Origin of the sequence: Amycolatopsis vastitatis, from assembly GCF_002234595.1 — a bacterium.
In the GTDB taxonomy this organism is placed as follows: domain Bacteria; phylum Actinomycetota; class Actinomycetes; order Mycobacteriales; family Pseudonocardiaceae; genus Amycolatopsis; species Amycolatopsis vastitatis.
This window is the reverse complement of the sequence record NZ_NMUL01000012.1, coordinates 465,710-484,593: the sequence shown is the minus strand read 5'-3', so window position 1 is coordinate 484,593 and position 18,884 is coordinate 465,710. Positions and strand designations below refer to the sequence as shown.

Here is an 18,884-nt window from a genome sequence, read left to right as displayed (position 1 = left end):
GTCGAGCGGACAACGGTAGTGTTCGGGTGTCATCGAGTCTTGGAGGAATCGCCACTATGACCCCCGAAAGCGTTGCCAAGCGGCACGAGACCCGCAACGGCATCGAATTCGCCGTCGCCGACCTCGAGGCCGCCGAGTTCGGCCGTAAGGAGATCCGCCTCGCCGAGCACGAGATGCCGGGACTGATGGCGCTGCGCCGTGAATACGCGGAGGTCTACCCGCTGCGCGGGGCGCGCGTCTCGGGCTCGCTGCACATGACCGTGCAGACCGCGGTGCTGATCGAGACGCTGGTCGCGCTGGGTGCCGAGGTGCGCTGGGCGTCCTGCAACATCTTCTCGACGCAGGACCACGCGGCCGCGGCGGTCGTCGTCGGCCCGCACGGCACGCCCGAGGAGCCCAAGGGCGTCCCGGTCTTCGCCTGGAAGGGCGAGTCGCTCGAGGAGTACTGGTGGTGCACCGAGCGGATGCTCACCTGGGACGGAGAGGGTCCCAACATGATCCTCGACGACGGCGGTGACGCCACGATGCTGGTGCACAAGGGCACCGAGTTCGAGAAGGCGGGCGTCGTCCCGGCCCCGGACGAGAACACCTCGGACGAGTTCCGCGTGTTCCTGGAGCTGCTGCGCACGTCGGTGGCGGCCGACACCGGCAAGTGGACGAAGATCGGCGAGGGCATCCGCGGCGTCACCGAGGAGACCACGACCGGCGTCCTGCGGCTCTACCAGCTGGCGGCGGCGGGCGAGCTGCTGTTCCCGGCGATCAACGTCAACGACGCGGTGACGAAGTCGAAGTTCGACAACCGCTACGGCATCCGCCACTCCCTGATCGACGGCATCAACCGCGGCACCGACGTGCTGATCGGCGGCAAGGTCGCGGTCGTCTGCGGCTACGGCGACGTCGGCAAGGGCGCGGCGGAGTCGCTGCGCGGCCAGGGCGCGCGCGTGATCGTCACGGAGGTCGACCCGATCTGCGCGCTGCAGGCGGCGATGGACGGCTACGCGGTCCGCAAGCTCGAGAGCGTGCTGCCCGAGGCCGACCTCGTGATCACCACCACCGGCAACAAGGACGTCGTGCTGGTGGAGCACATGGCGAAGATGAAGCACCAGGCGATCCTGGGCAACATCGGCCACTTCGACAACGAGCTCGACATGGCGGGCCTCGCGCGGTACCCAGGCATCCGCCGGATCAACATCAAGCCGCAGGTCGACGAGTGGGTCTTCCCGGACGGCAAGAGCATCCTCGTGCTGTCCGAGGGACGGCTGCTCAACCTGGGCAACGCGACCGGGCACCCGTCGTTCGTGATGTCGAACAGCTTCTCGAACCAGGTGATCGCGCAGATCGAGCTGTTCACCAAGTACGAGGAGTACGACAAGGAGGTCTTCCGCCTCCCGAAGAAGCTGGACGAGAAGGTGGCCCGCATTCACCTGGAGGCGCTCGGCGGTGAGCTGACGAAGCTGACCAAGGAGCAGGCCGAGTACATCGACGTCGACGTCGAAGGGCCGTTCAAGCCGGAGCACTACCGGTACTGAGTTCTTGCTGGTCAGGGCCGCTCCGAACTGTTCGGGGCGGCCCTTTCGAGTTCGAGGAGTTGTGATGGTCGATCTGATGGCGGGCATCGCCGTGCTCGACTACGACCGGGCGCTGGCCTGGTACGAGAAGCTCTTCGGGTCGCCGCCGACGTTCGTCGTCGGCGAGACCGAGGCGTTGTGGGAGGTCACCGAACACGGCGCGGTGTTCGTCGAGCACCGGCCGGAGCGGGCCACCGGCCACGCCATGCACGTCCTGTTCGTCCGCGACCTGGACGAGCGCGTCGCGGCGATTTCCGAGCGGGGCATCGAGCCCGCGGACCAGGAGATCTACGACAACGGCGTGCGGAAGATGCTCTACCGCGACCCCGAGGGAAACGAGATCGGCATCGGCGGCCTCCCCGCGTAAACTCACCCCGTTCTTGGCTTCACGAACCTCACGGCCCGGTAGGTAGTCCGGGCGGCTCGCTCAGGGCCCGTTGTCCCGTCAAGGGAAACCGGTGACGCCAGGCTGATCCGTCACGCCTGGAGGTTTCCCGATGAGCGGGGTGTTCACGCTGTACCACGACGGCCGGTTCTGGGTCGGCGTCTACGAAATCCACGAAGACGGCCTGGTCCGGGCCGCGCGCCACGTTTTCGGCAGCGAGCCGAACAACGCCGAGCTGGCCGCTTTCGCCGCCGGCCGCGACTTCGTGCGACTGGCCGACGAAGCGCGCAAAGCCCCGCCGGTCGCCGCGGACCGGCGGCCGACCGCCCGCCTCAACGCCAAGCGCCTCGCGAAGCTGGCGAAGAAAGCCCAGGAAGACGAGGGCATCGGCACAGCCGCCCAGCGCGCGCTGCGCGACGCGGTCACCGAGCGAGCGGCCGAGAACAAAGCGGCCCGCAAACGCCGGGCCGCGGCCGAGGCGACCCGTCGCCGGACGCTGGCCAAAGCAAAGTCACGAGCCAAGCACCGCGGCCACTGAGCAGCCGTGTCGACCCTTCAATCACGTGTGTCGACCTCTGAATCACGCGTGTCGACCGTTCCGGATCGAGAGTCGCCGGATCGGCCGTGATCAGCCAGTCGACACGGGTGATCGGAGGGTCGACACGCGTGACTGGAGGGACGACACGGTGGTCAGTTCCACTCCACCGCGACCCCGGCCAGGCCCGGCCCGGCGTCGCTGAAGAACGCGCTGCTCACCCCGCCCATGTCGCACGCCAGCTCCTCCGCGACCACCGGCAGGGCGTCGTCGCGGGCGCGGACCTGACGCGTGCACCGCGCCGGCAGCGCGTTGCGGTCGAACCGCAGCTGGACCAGGTAGCTCGCGCAACGGTCCCGCAGCATCCGGTAGTAGCCCGGCGACGCCGACCCCGAATCGTCGCGGACCTCGTAGCAGAACACGTGGATGTCGCCCTCGGCGAGCTTTCGGTCGAACAGCAGCTCGGTCGCCATCGTGTCGGCGTCGGGGTTGCGGCGCATCCGGCCGATGCGGCAGCCCTCGTCCGTGATCAGCTCGACGTCGTCGATGCGGCAGCCCGGGTCGCCGTTGTACACCGTCAGGTACCGGTCGGGTCCGTGCCGCCGGGCGCGCGTCACCAGCCGCGTGCGCAGGCTGACCTGGCGGTGTTCGGCGTCGAACGTGATCGTGTCGTGCACCGACAGCAGCTCGAGGTCGGCGTTGTAGTGGTTCGACGACGGGTACGCGCCGAGCTCGGCCAGCAGGTCCTCCACGATCGACCCCATGTCACCGGAGCGCAGGTCGTGGAACGACGCCGCCGGCTGGTGGCCGCGCCGGACCAGCCGCGGCCCGATCAGCACGACCAGGGCGTCCGCGGGCAGCTGGAGGACCGATTCCAGGGCCCGGACCGCCGGCAGCGCCTTCGGCACCTCGGGCTGGCGCAGCCCGCGCTGCCAGTAACTCAGCGTCGACTGTCCGATTTGGACGCCGCGCAGCGCGAGGTGGGCGCGGAGCCTGGCCAGCGAGAGGCCGCGGTAGGCGATCGCGAGCCGCAGGGCGTGGTGGAACTCGCCGGTGCGGAGCGCCTCGGTCAGCTCTTTCGGCAGCTCGGCGACCGATGCCCGGGTCGTGCGGGCGCCATCGATGATCAGTGGGAGGTTCCCGTCTTGTACCACCGCTCGTCCCTTCACCCGACCAGTGTGTGCGCTGGGCGTGAACACCGCGGAACGTTCACGTTAGCAGCGTAGGGTGGACGTGCCGACCCCCGTTCAGGGTGGTTGGCCACGTAAGGCCGACTGTTCCGCGTTCCGGCAACGACCCGGAACGGTCCGTTCGTCCGGATGGCGTTCTTGCTCCGGGTGACCGCGTTGTTCACCGTTGTGACCACCGCTGGTTCGCCCACTCCTCAGCAGGAGGCCGTTCGTGCTGGTGAAGTCGAGCCCGGTTCACGCCGTGCTGGCCGTGAGCCTGATGTTGTGCCTGGTCGCGCCGGCCACCGCCGTAGCCGCGCCCGGAGTGCCTTCGACGTACCAGGACCGGATCGTGCTGCAGCTCCAGCAGAAGAACCAGTGGTGCTGGGCCGGTGCGGGCAACACCATCGCCGCCTACCACGGCGCGGTCGTCAGCCAGACGCGGTTCTGCCAGCTCGCGCACGGCGAGACCGGCCAGGACTGCGCGAACCTGACCGGCACCCTCGCCGACGAGCAACGCGCCTTCGCCCAGCTGGGCTTCGCCTCGCCGGGCCGCTACCTGGACCGGCGCGTCTCCTTCGCGGCGATCCGGACGGAGACCGCGGCGAACCGGCCGGTGGCGACCCGCGTCGGCTGGCGCGCGGGCGGCGGTCACGTGCACGTCCTCCACGGCTACGACACCAGCGGCGACTGGGTCTTCTGGAGCGACCCGGGGCCGGCCAAGCGCTACAACTGGTCGACCTACGGGTACTACGCGCAGAACCCGGCCTTCACCTGGACGCACACGCTCACCGGGATCGCCCGATGAGCAGGCGGGTGCTGGTGCTCGCCGTGCTGACCGGCGCGGCGCTGCTGATGACGGCCCCGGTGTCAGGCGCGGCCCAGGCCGCCGGCATCAGCAGCGCCGACGCCGTGGCCGCGCACGACGCGGCCGCCGGGGTCCAGGACGTCCTCGTCCGGTTCTTCGCGCAGGCGCCGGGCGCCCAGGGGCCCGTTTCGGTGCAGATCGCGGCGGACGCCTTCCCGGTTTACGAGCTCTCGCCGGACTTCGTCGCGGGCAAGCCGGACGCGGCGCCCGGCGAGTTCGCCTACTTCGCGATCCCCGTGCGGGCCTCCGACGGCCGGACCGCGACGCTGTGGTCGGTCCGCGGCCCCGACGGCGCCTGGCAGGTCGGCAACATCGCCTCGGGCGACGTCGAGACGGCGTTCGCGCGTCAGCTGCCCGCGGGCGCCCAGCTGCTGCACGAACCCCAGGTCGACGCCTGGTACGCGGTGCGCGACGGCCGCGTCACGCCGCTGTCGGAGAAGAGGGCCGCGGTCACCGTCGCCGACTACCGGCGAACCGTCGAGACGCGGTACGCGGACAAGCTCCCCGGCTCGGGCTACGCCCGCGAAGGCGAGGCCGGCGGCTACGACGCCGCCTCACAGGTGATGCCCCGCGGCGACGGCGGCCCGGCGCCGGCCGGCCACGACACGGGCTGGGTGCCGCTGCTGATCCTCGTCGGCGTGCTGGCGGTCAGCGGCGCCGGTTACGTCTTCCACCTGCGGCGGCACACCGCCTGAGACGAACCGGCGGGCCCGGTGCCGATCCCTTCCACCGGGCCCGCCGGTCCACCACCGATAATGACCTCCGTGGGTCGACTGGTGGTCATCGAAGGGCTCGACGGCGCGGGCAAGCGCACGCTGGCCGACGGGCTGACGGCGGAACTGCGCGCGAAGGGCGCGAGCGTGGCTTCGCTGGCGTTCCCGCGCTACGGCAAGAGCGTGCACGCCGACCTTGTCCGCGAAGCGCTGCACCGCGGGCACGGCGACCTCGCCGACTCCGTGTACGGCATGGCGATGCTCTACGCCCTCGACCGCAGCGGCGCCGCGGACGAGATCCGCGGGCTGCGGGAGGCCCACGACGTCGTCCTGCTCGACCGCTATGTCGCGTCGAACGCCGCGTACGCGGCCGCGCGCCTGCGGCAGGACGCGGCGGGCGAAGTCGTGAAGTGGGTGTGGGAGCTGGAGGTCGACCGCTTCGGCCTGCCCCGCCCGGACGCGCACCTGCTGTTGCGTGTCGCGCCCGCCGTCGCGGCCGAGCGCGCCGAACGCCGTGCGGAGGCCGAGGCCGGCCGGGAGCGCGACGCCTTCGAAACCGACGACGGCCTCCAGCGGCGGTGCGCGGCGGTGTACGACGAGCTGGCCGCCTCGGGCTGGCTGGCGCCGTGGCACGTCCTGGACGGCGTCGCGGGCGTGGACCTCGAAGGGCTGGCGACGTCACTCCTGGGCTGACCCGGCTCGAGAGTCCATAGTGGACCCTAGTCGCGGAAGTAGCCCAGCTGTGCGGAAAGATCGTCCGCCGCTTCGGTCATCGGCTTCACGATCTGCTTCACCCGTTGCTTCGAAAGCCGGTACGACGGCCCGGAAGCGCTCATCGCCGCGACGACGTCCCCGCTGGGGCCGTGGATCGGCACGGCGACCGCGTGCATGCCTAGTTCGAGTTCCTCGTAGCAGGCCGCGTAGCCGTCCTCGAGCACCCGTTCCAGTTCGGTCATCAGCTCTTCCGGCTCGACCGTCGTGCGCGGGGTGTACTGCTCCAGCTTCCGCTTGAGGACCCGCTTGCGCTCGGTTTCGCCCATGTACGCCAGGAGGATCTTGCCGCTGGACGTCGCGTGCAGCGGCGTGCGCTGGCCGGTCCAGTTCTGCGTGGTGATCGCCGCCGAGCCGCGGGCCTGGCTGATGTTGATGGCGACGCCGTCGTCGGCGATGGCGATGTTCACCGTCTCGCCCAGCTCCTCGGCGAGCGACTGGCAGCTGGCGCGGCCCAGTTTCGCGAGGTCCATGCGGCCGGTCGCGGCGCCGGCGAGCCGGACGACGCCGAACCCGATCGCGTACTTCCCGCGTTCGCCGAGCTGCTCGACCAGCCCCCGGGACTCCAGGACGCTGAGCAGGCGCGACGCCGTCGACTTGTGGACGCCCAGCTCGCCCGCGATCTCGGTGATGCCGGTTTCGCCGTGGCGGGCGAGCAGCTCCAGCACGCTGATCGCCCGGTCGACCGATTGCACCTGGCTCTGAGTTGCGTTGCCCGAGTCCTGGTTCCGCATGGCGCAACAGTATCCGTTTCGGGGGGTTGCTATCGGCTGAGTGGGCGAATCTCTTGACGAGGACGCCACCGAACCCGGATTGTTGCGCAGGAAGCGCAGAGTCGCGCAATGCGCAACTTTCACGAACCGTCCCGGCATCTCGTCAGTCGTTCCCGGAGGTCCTGATGATCCGTGCCTGCGCCGTCGCCGACCTGCCCGAAGGCGAAGCCCTCCGCCTCGACGGCCCCGTGCCGATCGCGGTGTTCCACACCGAAGACGGCTTCTACGCCGTCGACGACACCTGCACGCACCAGGACGCTTCGCTCGCCGACGGCTGGCTCGAAGGCTGCTTCGTCGAATGCCCGCTGCACGCCGCGCAGTTCGACCTGCGCACCGGCGCGCCCACCTGCCTGCCGGCGAAGAACCCCGTGCGGACGCACCGCGTGGTCGTCACGGACGGCGTCGTGTACGTCGACGCGCTCGTCCCGGCCGTTCCCTGACCTTCCCTCGCAGGTCCATGAGGGGCACCGCACGGCTTTCGAAGCCATCGGGGTGCCCCTCATGGACCGTCCAAGGCTGCGGGTACGACACCCGGATGGAGCAGGGAAGCGTCGCGATCTTGATCTTTCTGGTGGTCAAACACGCGGGTCGTGCGTGCGCGTGTCCGAACTAGTGCGAATATGTGGACATGAAGGCACGTGTTCTCGTCGTCGATGACGACCCCGCCCTCGCGGAGATGCTCACCATCGTGCTCCGTGGGGAGGGGTTCGACACGGCGGTGGTCGCCGACGGCTCACGCGCGCTGCCCGCGCTGCGTGAGCTGAAGCCCGACCTCGTCCTCCTCGACCTCATGCTGCCCGGGATGAACGGGATCGACGTCTGCAAGGCGATCCGCGCCGAGTCCGGGGTGCCGATCGTCATGCTCACCGCGAAGAGCGACACCGTCGACATCGTCCTCGGCCTGGAGTCCGGCGCGGACGACTACGTCGTCAAGCCGTTCAAGCCGAAGGAGCTGGTCGCGCGGGTCCGGGCCCGGATGCGCCGCACCGAGGCCGAGCCCGCGGAGTCGCTCACCATCGGCGACCTGGCGATCGACGTGCCGGGCCACGAGGTCACGCGCGAGGGCAAGGCCATCCCGCTGACCCCGCTGGAGTTCGACCTGCTGGTGGCGCTGGCCCGCAAGCCGCGCCAGGTGTTCACCCGCGAGGTGCTGCTCGAGCAGGTGTGGGGCTACCGGCACGCGGCCGACACCCGGCTGGTGAACGTGCACGTCCAGCGGCTGCGTTCCAAGGTGGAGAAGGACCCGGAACACCCCGAGGTGGTGTTGACCGTTCGCGGTGTCGGGTACAAGGCCGGCCCGCCGTGATCACCCGATGACAGCGGAGACCGTCAGACGGCTCCCCGCGTCCGCGCGCTCGACGGCACGCCTGGTCAGGCGTGTCGTCGTTTTCGCGCGCCGTCGCGCGGTGGCGTTCAACGAGCTGTGGAAGCACTCGCTGCAGTTCCGCGTCACCGTGTCGACACTCGCCCTGTCCTCGGCCGTGGTCTTCGTGCTGGGGATGGTGCTGCAGAATCAGATCACCGAACGGCTGCTGGACACCAAGCGGGACGCGGCGATCGCGCAGACCCGCGCGGCCGCGGACACAGCGGCCGGTGAGCTGGTCGGCCTCGGCGGCGAGACGGCCGACGCGCTGGCCAACCGGCTCCAGAACGCGCTGAAGAAGATCGCGATCACGCCGACCAGCCAGGACGCGGCGGGCTCGGCGGCGGGCACGTTCGTCCCGGTGCTCGCCAGCGGCGGCCACGACCAGTCCGGCGCGGAGCCCACGTCCGCCGGGCCGTTCGAGAACGTGCCCCCGCGGCTGCGGCAGTTCGTCGAAGCCAACGAAATGAGCCGCGTCGAACACACCGTCACCGACGCGGACGGCGGCCGCACGACCTACCTGATCGTCGGCACGCCGCTCAACACCGTCGCCACCCCGCTGCAGCTGTACCTGCTGTTCCCGCTGACGACCGAGCAGAACACGGTCTCGACCGTGCAGAACACGCTGCTCGTCGGCGGGCTCGTGCTGCTGCTCCTGCTGGCAGGCATCACGAACCTGGTGACGCGCCAGGTGGTCCGGCCGGTCCGGCAGGCGGCCGCGGCGGCCGAGCAGTTCGCCGGCGGCGACCTCGACCAGCGTCTCGCCGTGCTCGGCGAGGACGACCTGGCGAAGCTCGCCGTGTCCTACAACGAAATGGCCGCCAGCATCCAGCGCCAGATCCGCCAGCTCGAGGAGTTCGGCGGGCTGCAGCGCCGGTTCACCTCCGACGTCTCGCACGAGCTGCGAACCCCGCTGACCACCGTCCGGATGGCCGCGGACGTGCTGCACGCGTCCCGCGAGCAGTTCCCGGCCGGGCTCGCGCGCTCGACCGAGCTGCTGGTCGACGAGCTCGACCGGTTCGAAGCGCTGCTCGGCGACCTGCTGGAGATCAGCAGGCTCGACGCCGGTGTCGAGGAGCTGGCCGCGGAGTTCATCGACGTCCGCCCGATCGCCACCCGCGCGGTCGAGCAGGTGCGGGTCATCGCCGGCAACGCGGGCAGCTCGGTCCAGCTCGTGCTGCCCGACGAAGAGGTGGTCGCCGAGGTCGACGCCCGGCGCGTCGAGCGGATCCTGCGCAACCTGCTCGCCAACGCCGTCGACCACAGCGAGGGCAAACCGGTGGTGCTCACCGTCGGGGCGAACGAAACCGCCGTCGCCATCACGGTCCGCGACCACGGCGTCGGCCTGCGGCTCGGCGAGGCGGACCTGGTGTTCAACCGGTTCTGGCGTGCCGACCCGTCCCGCAACCGGCGCACCGGCGGCACCGGGCTCGGCCTGGCGATCAGCCAGGAGGACGCGCGCCTGCACGGCGGCGAGCTCGACGCGTGGGGCGAGCCCGGCCACGGCGCCTGCTTCCGGCTGGTGCTGCCGCGCCAGCAGGACGTGCCCCCCGGCGACTCGCCGCTGACCCTGCCGCCGCCGGACCGTCTGGCGCCCGAGCTGCCGCTCGGGGTCATCGACGTCACGCCGGCGCCGGAGGCGATCTTCGCCGAACGTGAGGGAATCGGTCAGTGAAACGACACGTCTTTCGAGGGTCGCGGCTGCCGCACCTCCTGCTTTCGGTGTTGTGCGTGCTGCTGCTCGCCGGTTGCGCGAACGTGCCGCTGGAGTCCCAGCCCCAGGTGGTCCCGGGCGAGCGCCAGGGGCCGGGCTCGGGTGACGTGGTGCCGGATCCGCCGCCGAACATCGACCCGCTCAGCCTGGTCCGCGCGTTCGTCGGCGCGACGCTCAAGCCGGGGCAGAACTACGCGGCCGCCCGCGCCTACATGGACGAGCAGAGCCGGGTGAACTGGCGGCCGAGCCGCAGCCTGACGATCATCCAGAACACCTTCGGCACGGTTTACGACACCAGCCCGAAGCCGGACCCGAACACCCAGGTCGTCAACGTGCGCGGGGTCGAACTCGGCACGCTGGACCAGAACAGCGCCTTCGTGCCCGGCGCCGACCAGGCGCTGCTCCAGCTGAAGGTGCGCAAGCAGGCGACCGGGCAGTGGCGGATCGTCGACCCGCCCCCTGACCTGTACGCGACCGAGTCCGACTTCAGCGAGAACTACACACCGGTGCCGGTGAGCTTCTACTCGGACGCGGGCACGTTCGTCCCCGATCGGCGCTACGTGGTCGCGAAACCGCAGTCCGGGCTGCCGGGGAAGGTGATGGATCTGCTGGTCAGCGGGCCGTCGCCGAGCCTGGCGGGTGCGGTGAAGAACCTGCTCGGCGAGCCGGTCGAGATCGACACGAACGTCAAGAACCTGGACGACGGGACGCTGGTGGTGCCGCTGACCGGGGTGACGGGGGTGACCGACGACGTCCGGAAGCTGATGGCCGCGCAGATCGTCCTGTCACTGCAGTACGTCACGAACGCGCGGATCCGGATCCTCGCCGACGGTGCCCCGCTCGTGCCGAACCACCCGGACTGGCGGGCGAACGAGCTGCCTTCGTACAGCGTGTCGGTGTCGCCGGGCTTCGAGCAGCTGGGGCTGGCGACGGTCGACGGCCGGATCCGTTCGCTCGGCGACGGCAACCCCGTCCCCGGCCCGGCGGGCAACGGCGGGTACGACGTCGTGAGCGCTGCCCAGTCGCTCGACGGCAAGCGTCTCGCGGTGGTGGAGCGCATCGGCGGCGGCGCGGTGCGGCTGCGGATCGGGGACCTCGGGCACGAGCTGCCGCCGGTCGAGCTCGGCGGCAGCACGCTGAGCCGTCCGACGTGGCGCTCCGGCACGGGGGAGGTGTGGACAGTCGTCGACCAGGTCTCGGTGGGCCGGATGGTGGTGGGCCCGACCGGCCAGTGGACGCCGCTCGGAGTCAACGCGACGGACCTGGTCCAGCAGGGCGGCATCACGGAGCTGCGGTTCGCCCGCGACGGCGCCCGTGTCGCCGCGGTGATCAAGGGACAGCTGTGGGTGGCGTCGGTGGTCGGCAGCGGCGACTCGGTGTCCCTGCGCGAGCCACGCCACCTCCAGCCGCGCGACCTCGAAGACGTCCTCGACGTCGACTGGGACGCCCAGGACAACCTGGTCGTGGTGACGAATTCGCCGTCGCAGCCGGTGGTCCGGGTCACGATGGACGGCCAGCGGCTGGACGCGTTCAACAGCTCCAACCTGACGTCCCCGGTCCACGGCGTGACGGTGGCCTCCGGCCGCCCGATCGTGGTGGCGGACGCGAACGGGCTGTGGATCGCTTCGGTGCTGGGCGAGGTCTGGCGGCCCCATCCCCACACGATGAAGGACGCGGATCCGTTTTATCCGGGCTGAGGCTCTTCTTTCACTCGGTCAGGTGACGTCCGGGCGTTCGAAACTGTCGGTGCCGGTCGGGACACTGTCCGTGTGCTGAAGAAACTGCTCGACCTCCTGATCCCCAGCCGCTGCGCCGCCTGCGGAGCCCGCGGCGAGCCTTGCTGTGCCCGATGCGCGGGCGCGTGGGGCTCGGCCGCCGAGGTGATCCGCGCGCCGACGACGGGGCTGGTGCGAGTCTTCGCGCTGGCCCGCTACCGGGGCGTGGCCCGGCGGTTGCTGATCGCGTACAAGGAACGCGGCCGTCGTGATCTGGCGGAGCCGCTGGGCCGGGCCTTGGCGGAGGCGCTGGTCGTGCTGCCGTTGAGGGGAACTGGTCCTCCGGTGTCGGCTTCGGGCGGGACGGGTGGGCTCGATCCTGTGCGATCACTGTCGCTGCGGAGGGCTTCCGCTGTTCTCGGGAAGGCGGGCGGCCTCGATCCTGCGCGATCGGTGTCGCTGCGGAGGGCTTCCGCTGCTCCGGACAGGGCTGGCCTTGAACCTGCGCATCCGCTACGGCCGCAGAGCCCGGCTCGAGCGGCGCGCACGATGCGCCCGGCCCGGGCGATGTGCCTCGTCCCGGCCCCCAGCCGCCCCTCGGCGGCAAGGGTCCGCGGCGGCCCGCACGTCGAGCGCCTGGCGAACGAGGCGGCAAGCGTCCTGGCCGCTCGCGGCATCGAAGTCGCGGTGGCTCCGGCACTGGAGCTGGCCGGCGACGCCCGCGACGCGGTCGGCCTGGGTCGCGAGCAACGCGTGGCCAACCTCGCCGGGCGGCTACGGTTCCGCGAAGCGGGCCGTCCCCCGCCGGGATACCCGATCGTGGTGCTGGATGACGTGGTCACCACCGGCGCCACGGCCGCGGCGTGCGCGAAAGCGCTCGCGGCCGAGGGGTTTACGGTCTCCGCCGTCCTGACGCTGCTCGTCGCGGGGTGAACCGAGCGTGCGACCCCGCTGTTCGCGGGCCGCTCCTGAGCAGGCCGGCTTCCCGGCCTCTCACGTCCGGCAGTTCCATGGTCACCACCGTGGCACCTTCGCGGGAGGCGTGCAGCCTGAGCCACGGAAGGTGAGGCGGGTCGTGCGATGGCGTCTGCGCATTCCGGGCGGACCGGGTTCGCGTGCCGCGCGGACGGATCGGTGGCGGTCGGCGGGCTCGCTCGCCGTTGCGCCTGGCGGTGCGTGCAGGCCGAGTCGCCGTGGGCGATGGGCGGCGGATCCTGACCGGCCTCCTTGTCAGTCGAGGCTCGGCCGTACGCCAGGCCGTCCTCGGACGTGTGGTAGCGCTCCGTGGCGGGCCGTTGTCAGGCGGTCTCCGCTTGCGGGGCGCGGGCGAGCCGATCGCCTGCCCCCAACCGAGGCTCGGCGCACCCGCGTAACCAAGACTCCGTCCGAACCGAAGGGCACAGCCGGGCGGGTTTCGAGCGGCGTGGTACCGGTTCCGCCAAACCCCTCCACGGACACTGCCCAACCCCGCCCGGAAACCCCGAACAACGAGAACTCCCGCAGGTCGAGCCCAGGAAGGAGCCACGACTCCGGCACTTCCTCGCGCCCGGGTGACCCGCCTGTCACCTACACGAGTGACATCGGGCGGGAACGCGAACGGGCCGGTGCCCGTTGTCCGGGCATGAGGGTGTCGATCACGATCACTCGGCCGCCGCACCACTCCACCGGAGTGGCGGCTGCGGCGGATGGGGCCGTCACCCTCGGCGTCCACCAGTCGGCAGCGATGCGCCGTCCGTGTGAAAGCGCGACAACCGCGGCGCGTCCGACCAGCGGGTGTTTTCCGGTGCCCAGCCCGCGATCACTGCGCGGGGTGACGGAGTCTCATCCCCTGACATCCCCCGGCTCGGGGGCTGTTGTAACGGGCGTGAGGAAGCTAACGTGCACCGCAATCAGCAATCCCCGCAGGCAGGGAGGTGACGAGCCCATGTCCCTGGCGCCGGAGGTGCGCTGAGTCCGCGCTCGGTCACCGGAACGAGACGTCGTCCACCGTTTCCGAGTTCCTTCTCAGCCCGCGATCCGGGCTCACGTCCCCGCAATACCGGCGCCGTGTGAAAACACAACAGCTCGCAGTCATCTCAGCGAGGGAGGTCGTGTATGGACATCGTCGTTAAGGGCCGCAACGTGGAGGTGCCCGACCACTATCGGGCGCTTGTCAGCGAAAAGCTGGCCCGCCTCGAGCGCTACGACAGGAAAGTCATCCGGTACGACGTGGAACTGTTCCACGAACCCAACCGGCGCCAGGCCAAGAGCTGCCAACGCGTCGAAATCACCGGAAAGGGGAGGGGCCCGGCCGTACGCGCCGAAGCGTGTGCCGCCGACTTCTACGCAGCGCTCGATTCCGCAGTCACCAAGCTGGAAAACCGGCTGCGGAGGACACACGACCGGCGGCGCGTGCACTACGGCCGCAGCCGCCCGGAATCGGTCGCCGAAGCGACCTCGGCACTGCCGGGTGGTGGATCCCCGGCCGCAGCCAGTCCCGCCGCGCGTACCGCGGTGTTGGACGCACCCGAAGCCGAGCCGCAGCCGAACGGCTTCGCGAGTGCCGAAGAATTCCACCTGCCTCAGCAGCAGAGCTGGGCCGACGACGACCTGGGTCACCAGCCCGGCCGCGTGGTTCGCGAGAAGCAGCACACCGCGGAGCCCATGACGGTGGACCAGGCTCTCTACGAGATGGAGCTTGTCGGCCACGATTTCTACCTCTTCAACGACTCGGAAGCGGGCCGGCCCAGCGTGGTCTACCGGCGGAAAGGCTTCGACTACGGCGTGATCCGGCTCGGCTGAGCCGGTCTAAGGAGGCCTTGCCGGGTGGCCCGCACGTGCTCGCGTGCGGGCCATCCGCATGTCGGGACGTACGGCGTGTGCACACGACGGCCACCGTTCCCTACGATGGGGTGGGACGGTGGCGCCGAACACGGCTGCCGCCGCGGGAGAACCTGCCCGGGACCGGCCTGGGCGCGCTCATGATCAGCTAGTGAGGTCGACCGGATGGTGCTGAACCGCCTGCTCCGCGCGGGTGAGGGCAAGATGGTGAAGCGGCTGCGCAACATCGCCGATCACATCAACACCCTCGAAGACGACGTCAAGGACCTGACCGACGCCGAGCTGCGGGCCAAGACCGATGAGTTCCGCAAGCGGCATGCCGACGACGAATCGCTCGACGAACTGCTGCCGGAGGCCTTCGCGGTCGTCCGCGAGGCCGCCAAGCGCGTCCTCGGCCAGCGTCACTTCGACGTGCAGCTGATGGGCGGCGCGGCCCTGCACCTCGGCCAGGTCGCCGAGATGAAGACCGGTGAGGGCAAGACGCTGACGTGCGTCCTCCCGGCCTACCTGAACGCGATCCCCGGCAAGGGCGTCCACGTCGTCACCACGAACGACTACCTGGCCAAGCGCGACTCGGAGTGGATGGGCCGCATCCACCGCTTCCTCGGCCTCGAGGTCGGCGTCATCCTCGCGGAGCAGCAGCCGGACGTCCGGCGCGCCCAGTACAACGCCGACATCACCTACGGGACGAACAACGAGTTCGGCTTCGACTACCTGCGCGACAACATGGCGTGGAGCCTCGACGACTGCGTGCAGCGCGGGCACAACTTCGCCATCGTCGACGAGGTGGACTCGATCCTCATCGACGAGGCCCGGACGCCGCTGATCATCTCCGGCCCGGCCGACCAGTCGTCGCGCTGGTACGTCGAGTTCGCCCGGCTCGCGCCGCTGATGCAGGGCATCGACACCACGAACATGGGGTCGCGCGAGCGCGTCGAGAAGACGAACCTGATCAACTCGAAGTACCACTACGAGGTCGACGTACGGAAGCGCACGGTGGCCGTCACCGAGAAGGGCGTCCGGTTCGTCGAGGACCAGCTCGGCATCGACAACCTGTACGAGGCCGCGAACACGCCGCTGGTCGGCTACCTGAACAACGCGCTGAAGGTGCAGGAGCTCTTCCACCGCGACAAGGACTACATCGTCCGCAACGGCGAAGTCATGATCGTCGACGAGTTCACCGGCCGCATCCTGGTCGGCCGCCGCTACAACGAGGGCATGCACCAGGCGATCGAGGCCAAGGAAAAGGTCGAGATCAAGGCCGAGAACCAGACCCTGGCGACGATCACGCTCCAGAACTACTTCCGCCTCTACGGCAAGCTGTCCGGCATGACCGGTACCGCCGAGACCGAGGCCGCCGAGTTCCACCAGACCTACAAGCTGGGTGTGGTGCCGATCCCGACGAACCGGCCGATGGTCCGCGCCGACCAGCCGGACCTGATCTACAAGACCGAAGACGCGAAGTACGAGGCGGTCGCCGAGGACATCGCCGAGCGGCACGAGAAGGGCCAGCCGGTCCTGGTCGGCACGACGAGCGTCGAGAAGTCCGAGCGGCTGTCGAAGCTGCTGGTGAAGCTGAGCGTGCCGCACGAGGTGCTGAACGCGAAGCACCACGACCGGGAGGCGCTGATCGTCGCGCGCGCCGGCCAGAAGGGCGCCGTCACGGTCGCCACGAACATGGCCGGCCGTGGTACCGACATCGTGCTGGGCGGCAACCCCGACCTCATCGCCGACCACGTGCTGCGCGAGCGGGGCCTGGACCCGGTCGAGCACTCCGAGGAGTACGAGGCCGCGTGGCCCGAGGTCCTCGAGCAGGTCAAGGCGGAGTCGAAGGCCGAGGCCGAAGAGGTCCGCGAGGCGGGCGGGCTCTACGTGCTGGGCACCGAGCGGCACGAGTCGCGCCGCATCGACAACCAGCTCCGCGGCCGGTCCGGCCGTCAGGGCGACCCGGGCGAGTCCCGCTTCTACCTGTCGCTCGGTGACGAGCTCATGCGCCGCTTCAACGCGACGATGGTCGAGCGCGTCATGACGACCATGCGGCTGCCCGACGACGTGCCGATCGAGCACAAGATGGTCTCCAAGGCCATCAAGAGCGCGCAGACCCAGGTCGAGCAGATCAACATGGAGCAGCGCAAGGACGTCCTCAAGTACGACGAGGTCATGAACGAGCAGCGCAAGGTGATCTACGCCGAGCGCCACCGCGTGCTGGCCGGCGAGAACCTGCGCGACCAGATCGAGGGCATGCTCGTCGACGTCGTCAACGCCTATGTGGACGGTGCGACCGCCAACGGCTACGCCGAAGACTGGGACCACGAGAAGCTGTGGACGGCGCTGAAGCAGCTCTACCCGGTCAGCATCGAGTGGGACGACCTCCTGGAGGACGGCGACCTCGACGAGAGCACCCTGCGCGAGGCGCTGGTCCAGGACGCCCGCAACGCCTACGACAAGCGCGAAGCGGAGATCAACGCGCTCGTCGGCCCGGAGGGCATGCGGACCCTGGAGCACCAGGTGATGCTGACGGTCCTCGACCGCAAGTGGCGCGAGCACCTCTACGAGATGGACTACCTCAAGCAGGGCATCGGCATGCGGGCGCTGGCGCAGCGCGACCCGCTGATCGAGTACCAGCGCGAGGGCTTCGACATGTTCCGCGCGATGCTCGACTCGCTGAAGGAAGAGGCCGTCGGCTTCCTGTTCAACCTGCAGGTCGAACGCGCCGAGGCGCCGCCCGCCGAGGACGCCGCCGCGCTGCCGACGGGTGTCTCGTCCGGCAACGGCCAGGCGGCCGAAGGCCGCCACGCGCGGCCCGCGCCGCCGCAGCCGCCGGCGACCGACACCGAGTCCGTCCCGGCCGCGCTGCGCGGCAAGGGCCTCGGCGGCGGTGCCCCGCAGTCGGGCATGATGCTGTCCGGCCCGGGCGAGGACGGCGAGGTCGAGTCCCACTCGGAAGACGGGGCGCAGGCCTCGGGCGGCGGTGGTGCGGCGTCGCGCCGGGAGCGTCGCGCCGCGCAGCGTGACGCCGCCAAGAAGGGCAAGAAGGGCCCGCGTCGCTGACGTGTGGACGTGATCCGGGGCGCGCGGCTGGTTCGCGCGCCCCGGTGTCGTGAATGGGGGTGGCGCCATGACGGCGCCGGCGGATCCACAGGAGTTCTTCGCGCTGTTCGGCGCCGAGCGGCGGCCGGACCCGTACCCGCACTACCGGCGGTGGCGTGAGCGCCTGCCGGTCGCGGCACTGGCCGAGGGGATGTTCGCGGTCAGCGGCCTCGCCGAGGCCACGCAGGTGCTGCGCGACCCGGCCTTCGGGCACCCGGAACCCGAGTACCTGGATCCGGCGGACCGGCTCCCGGACCAGCCGGTCGACGAGTCGGGACGCGTGGTCCGGGCGTTCCTGTCGCTGAACCCGCCCGACCACACGCGGCTGCGGCGGCTGGTGGCGAAGGCGTTCACCCCGCGGATGGTGGAGCAGCTCGCGCCGCGGATCGAAGAGATCGCCGCATCGCTCATCGACCGCGCGCCTGCCGAGTTCGACGTGATGACGGCGCTCGCGAAACCGTTGCCGGTCGAGGTGATCGCCGAGCTGCTGGGCGTGCCGCTGGACGACCGCGAGCGGTTCGCGGAGTGGTCGCACGCGATGGCGCGGGCACTGGATCCACCGTTCTTGCAGCACCCGGACACGGTGGAACCGGCGGTCCGGGCGCGGCAGTCGTTCATCGGCTACTTCCACGAACTGGCGGAGCGCCGACGGCGCGAACCGGGGGAGGACCTGCTGTCCGCGCTGGTCGCGGTGTCCGACGCCGGCGACGTGCTCAGCGAGGGCGAGCTGCTGGTGACGCTCACGCTGCTGCTGATCGCGGGCCACGAGACGACGACGAACCTGATCGGCAACGGTGTCCTGGCGCTGTCGCGCCACCCGGACGGCCTGAAGCCGCTGGGCGCGGACGGCGAACACGCGGCCCAGGTGGTGGAAGAGGTGCTGCGCTACGACTCACCGGTCCAGCTGACGGCACGCACGGCCCTGCGCGACACGGCTGTCGGCTCGGTGGCGGTCCCGGCGGGCAGCCAGGTGATCGTCCTGATCGGAGCGGCCAACCGCGACCCGGCGACGGGCCCGGCCCCGGAGTTGTTCGACCCGGCCAGGGCACCGGGCCGCCACCTGGCGTTCGGCCAGGGCATCCACTTCTGTCTGGGCGCCCCGCTGGCGAGGCTGGAGGGCCGGATCGCGTTCCGCGAACTGGCCCGCCGCCGCCCACGGCTGACGTTGGCGGGCACCCCGGAGTGGAACCCGACAACGACATTGCGCGGCTTGTCGACCCTGCCGGTGGCGGTGAGCGACCGTTAACGGGCCCGCCGATCGGCGGGTAAACGATCGTTCACGCGGGCCAGGCTTGGGCCGCGAGTTCGCGGACTTGACGGGTGGTGCCGCGCTGGTTCGCGAAGCCGAGACCGCGCGGACTCATTTCGAGTCGCGGGTCCGCGGCGCCTTGGCGAATTGA

At 70.5% G+C, this 18,884-nt stretch carries 16 protein-coding genes; 14 read left to right on the top strand and 2 right to left on the bottom strand.

Annotated features, from left to right (window positions below):
* Positions 1–56 precede the first annotated feature (56 nt).
* From ahcY to CF165_RS16535, 3 genes are all read left to right on the top strand, one after another.
* Positions 57–1,529: an adenosylhomocysteinase gene (ahcY, locus tag CF165_RS16545; protein WP_093948385.1), complete on the top strand. Its 1,473-nt coding sequence runs from the start codon at positions 57–59 to the stop codon at positions 1,527–1,529.
* Between the two features lie 64 nt (positions 1,530–1,593).
* On the top strand, positions 1,594–1,935 hold the full coding sequence (locus tag CF165_RS16540) for a VOC family protein (protein WP_205660870.1): 342 nt from the start codon (positions 1,594–1,596) through the stop codon (positions 1,933–1,935).
* A 130-nt stretch (positions 1,936–2,065) separates the two neighbouring features.
* Positions 2,066–2,491, top strand: coding sequence for a YjdF family protein (locus tag CF165_RS16535; protein WP_093948383.1), 426 nt, complete (start codon positions 2,066–2,068; stop codon positions 2,489–2,491).
* 152 nt (positions 2,492–2,643) lie between these two features.
* Here the strand turns inward: CF165_RS16535 and CF165_RS16530 are convergent, their stop codons facing one another.
* Positions 2,644–3,642 carry a hypothetical protein gene (locus tag CF165_RS16530; protein WP_020641155.1) on the bottom strand — a complete coding sequence of 333 codons (999 nt, stop codon included), beginning with the start codon at positions 3,640–3,642 and terminating at the stop codon, positions 2,644–2,646.
* Positions 3,643–3,889: 247 nt separating this feature from the next.
* On the opposite strand from CF165_RS16530, the gene CF165_RS16525 reads away from it, so the two are divergent.
* Genes CF165_RS16525 through CF165_RS16515 form a run of 3 tightly spaced genes read left to right on the top strand, consistent with a single transcriptional unit; the run spans position 3,890 to position 5,931 of the window.
* On the top strand, positions 3,890–4,465 hold the full coding sequence (locus tag CF165_RS16525) for a papain-like cysteine protease family protein (protein ID WP_093948382.1): 576 nt from the start codon (positions 3,890–3,892) through the stop codon (positions 4,463–4,465).
* Positions 4,462–5,220 carry a hypothetical protein gene (locus CF165_RS16520; RefSeq protein WP_093948381.1) on the top strand — a complete coding sequence of 253 codons (759 nt, stop codon included), beginning with the start codon at positions 4,462–4,464 and terminating at the stop codon, positions 5,218–5,220. Before CF165_RS16525 ends, CF165_RS16520 begins: the two co-directional genes overlap by 4 nt.
* Positions 5,221–5,280: 60 nt before the next feature.
* Positions 5,281–5,931 (top strand): dTMP kinase, encoded by a 651-nt coding sequence (locus CF165_RS16515; protein WP_093948380.1) that lies wholly within the window; start codon positions 5,281–5,283, stop codon positions 5,929–5,931.
* Between the two features lie 26 nt (positions 5,932–5,957).
* On the opposite strand, the gene CF165_RS16510 is transcribed toward CF165_RS16515, so the two are convergent.
* Positions 5,958–6,743 carry an IclR family transcriptional regulator gene (locus CF165_RS16510; RefSeq protein ID WP_093948379.1) on the bottom strand — a complete coding sequence of 262 codons (786 nt, stop codon included), beginning with the start codon at positions 6,741–6,743 and terminating at the stop codon, positions 5,958–5,960.
* A 164-nt stretch (positions 6,744–6,907) separates the two neighbouring features.
* Between CF165_RS16510 and CF165_RS16505 the strand changes: the two genes are divergently transcribed.
* From CF165_RS16505 to CF165_RS16470, 8 genes are all read left to right on the top strand, one after another.
* Positions 6,908–7,222 (top strand): bifunctional 3-phenylpropionate/cinnamic acid dioxygenase ferredoxin subunit, encoded by a 315-nt coding sequence (locus tag CF165_RS16505; RefSeq protein WP_093948378.1) that lies wholly within the window; start codon positions 6,908–6,910, stop codon positions 7,220–7,222.
* A 188-nt stretch (positions 7,223–7,410) separates the two neighbouring features.
* Complete coding sequence (gene mtrA / locus CF165_RS16500; protein ID WP_005150760.1) at positions 7,411–8,088, top strand: MtrAB system response regulator MtrA; 678 nt, start codon at positions 7,411–7,413, stop codon at positions 8,086–8,088.
* Positions 8,089–8,095: 7 nt separating this feature from the next.
* Positions 8,096–9,820: an MtrAB system histidine kinase MtrB gene (gene mtrB / locus CF165_RS16495; protein WP_093948377.1), complete on the top strand. Its 1,725-nt coding sequence runs from the start codon at positions 8,096–8,098 to the stop codon at positions 9,818–9,820.
* Positions 9,817–11,556 (top strand): LpqB family beta-propeller domain-containing protein, encoded by a 1,740-nt coding sequence (locus CF165_RS16490; RefSeq protein ID WP_240521633.1) that lies wholly within the window; start codon positions 9,817–9,819, stop codon positions 11,554–11,556. Before mtrB ends, CF165_RS16490 begins: the two co-directional genes overlap by 4 nt.
* A gap of 72 nt (positions 11,557–11,628) precedes the next feature.
* Positions 11,629–12,507, top strand: a complete 879-nt coding sequence (locus CF165_RS16485) for a ComF family protein (protein ID WP_093948376.1) — start codon at positions 11,629–11,631, stop codon at positions 12,505–12,507.
* A gap of 1,161 nt (positions 12,508–13,668) precedes the next feature.
* A complete protein-coding gene (gene hpf / locus CF165_RS16480; protein ID WP_093948375.1) occupies positions 13,669–14,355 on the top strand; it encodes a ribosome hibernation-promoting factor, HPF/YfiA family in 687 nt (228 codons plus the stop codon).
* A 204-nt stretch (positions 14,356–14,559) separates the two neighbouring features.
* Positions 14,560–17,445, top strand: a complete 2,886-nt coding sequence (gene secA / locus CF165_RS16475; protein ID WP_093948374.1) for a preprotein translocase subunit SecA — start codon at positions 14,560–14,562, stop codon at positions 17,443–17,445.
* 67 nt (positions 17,446–17,512) lie between these two features.
* Complete coding sequence (locus CF165_RS16470) at positions 17,513–18,730, top strand: cytochrome P450 (RefSeq protein WP_093948373.1); 1,218 nt, start codon at positions 17,513–17,515, stop codon at positions 18,728–18,730.
* Positions 18,731–18,884 lie beyond the last annotated feature (154 nt).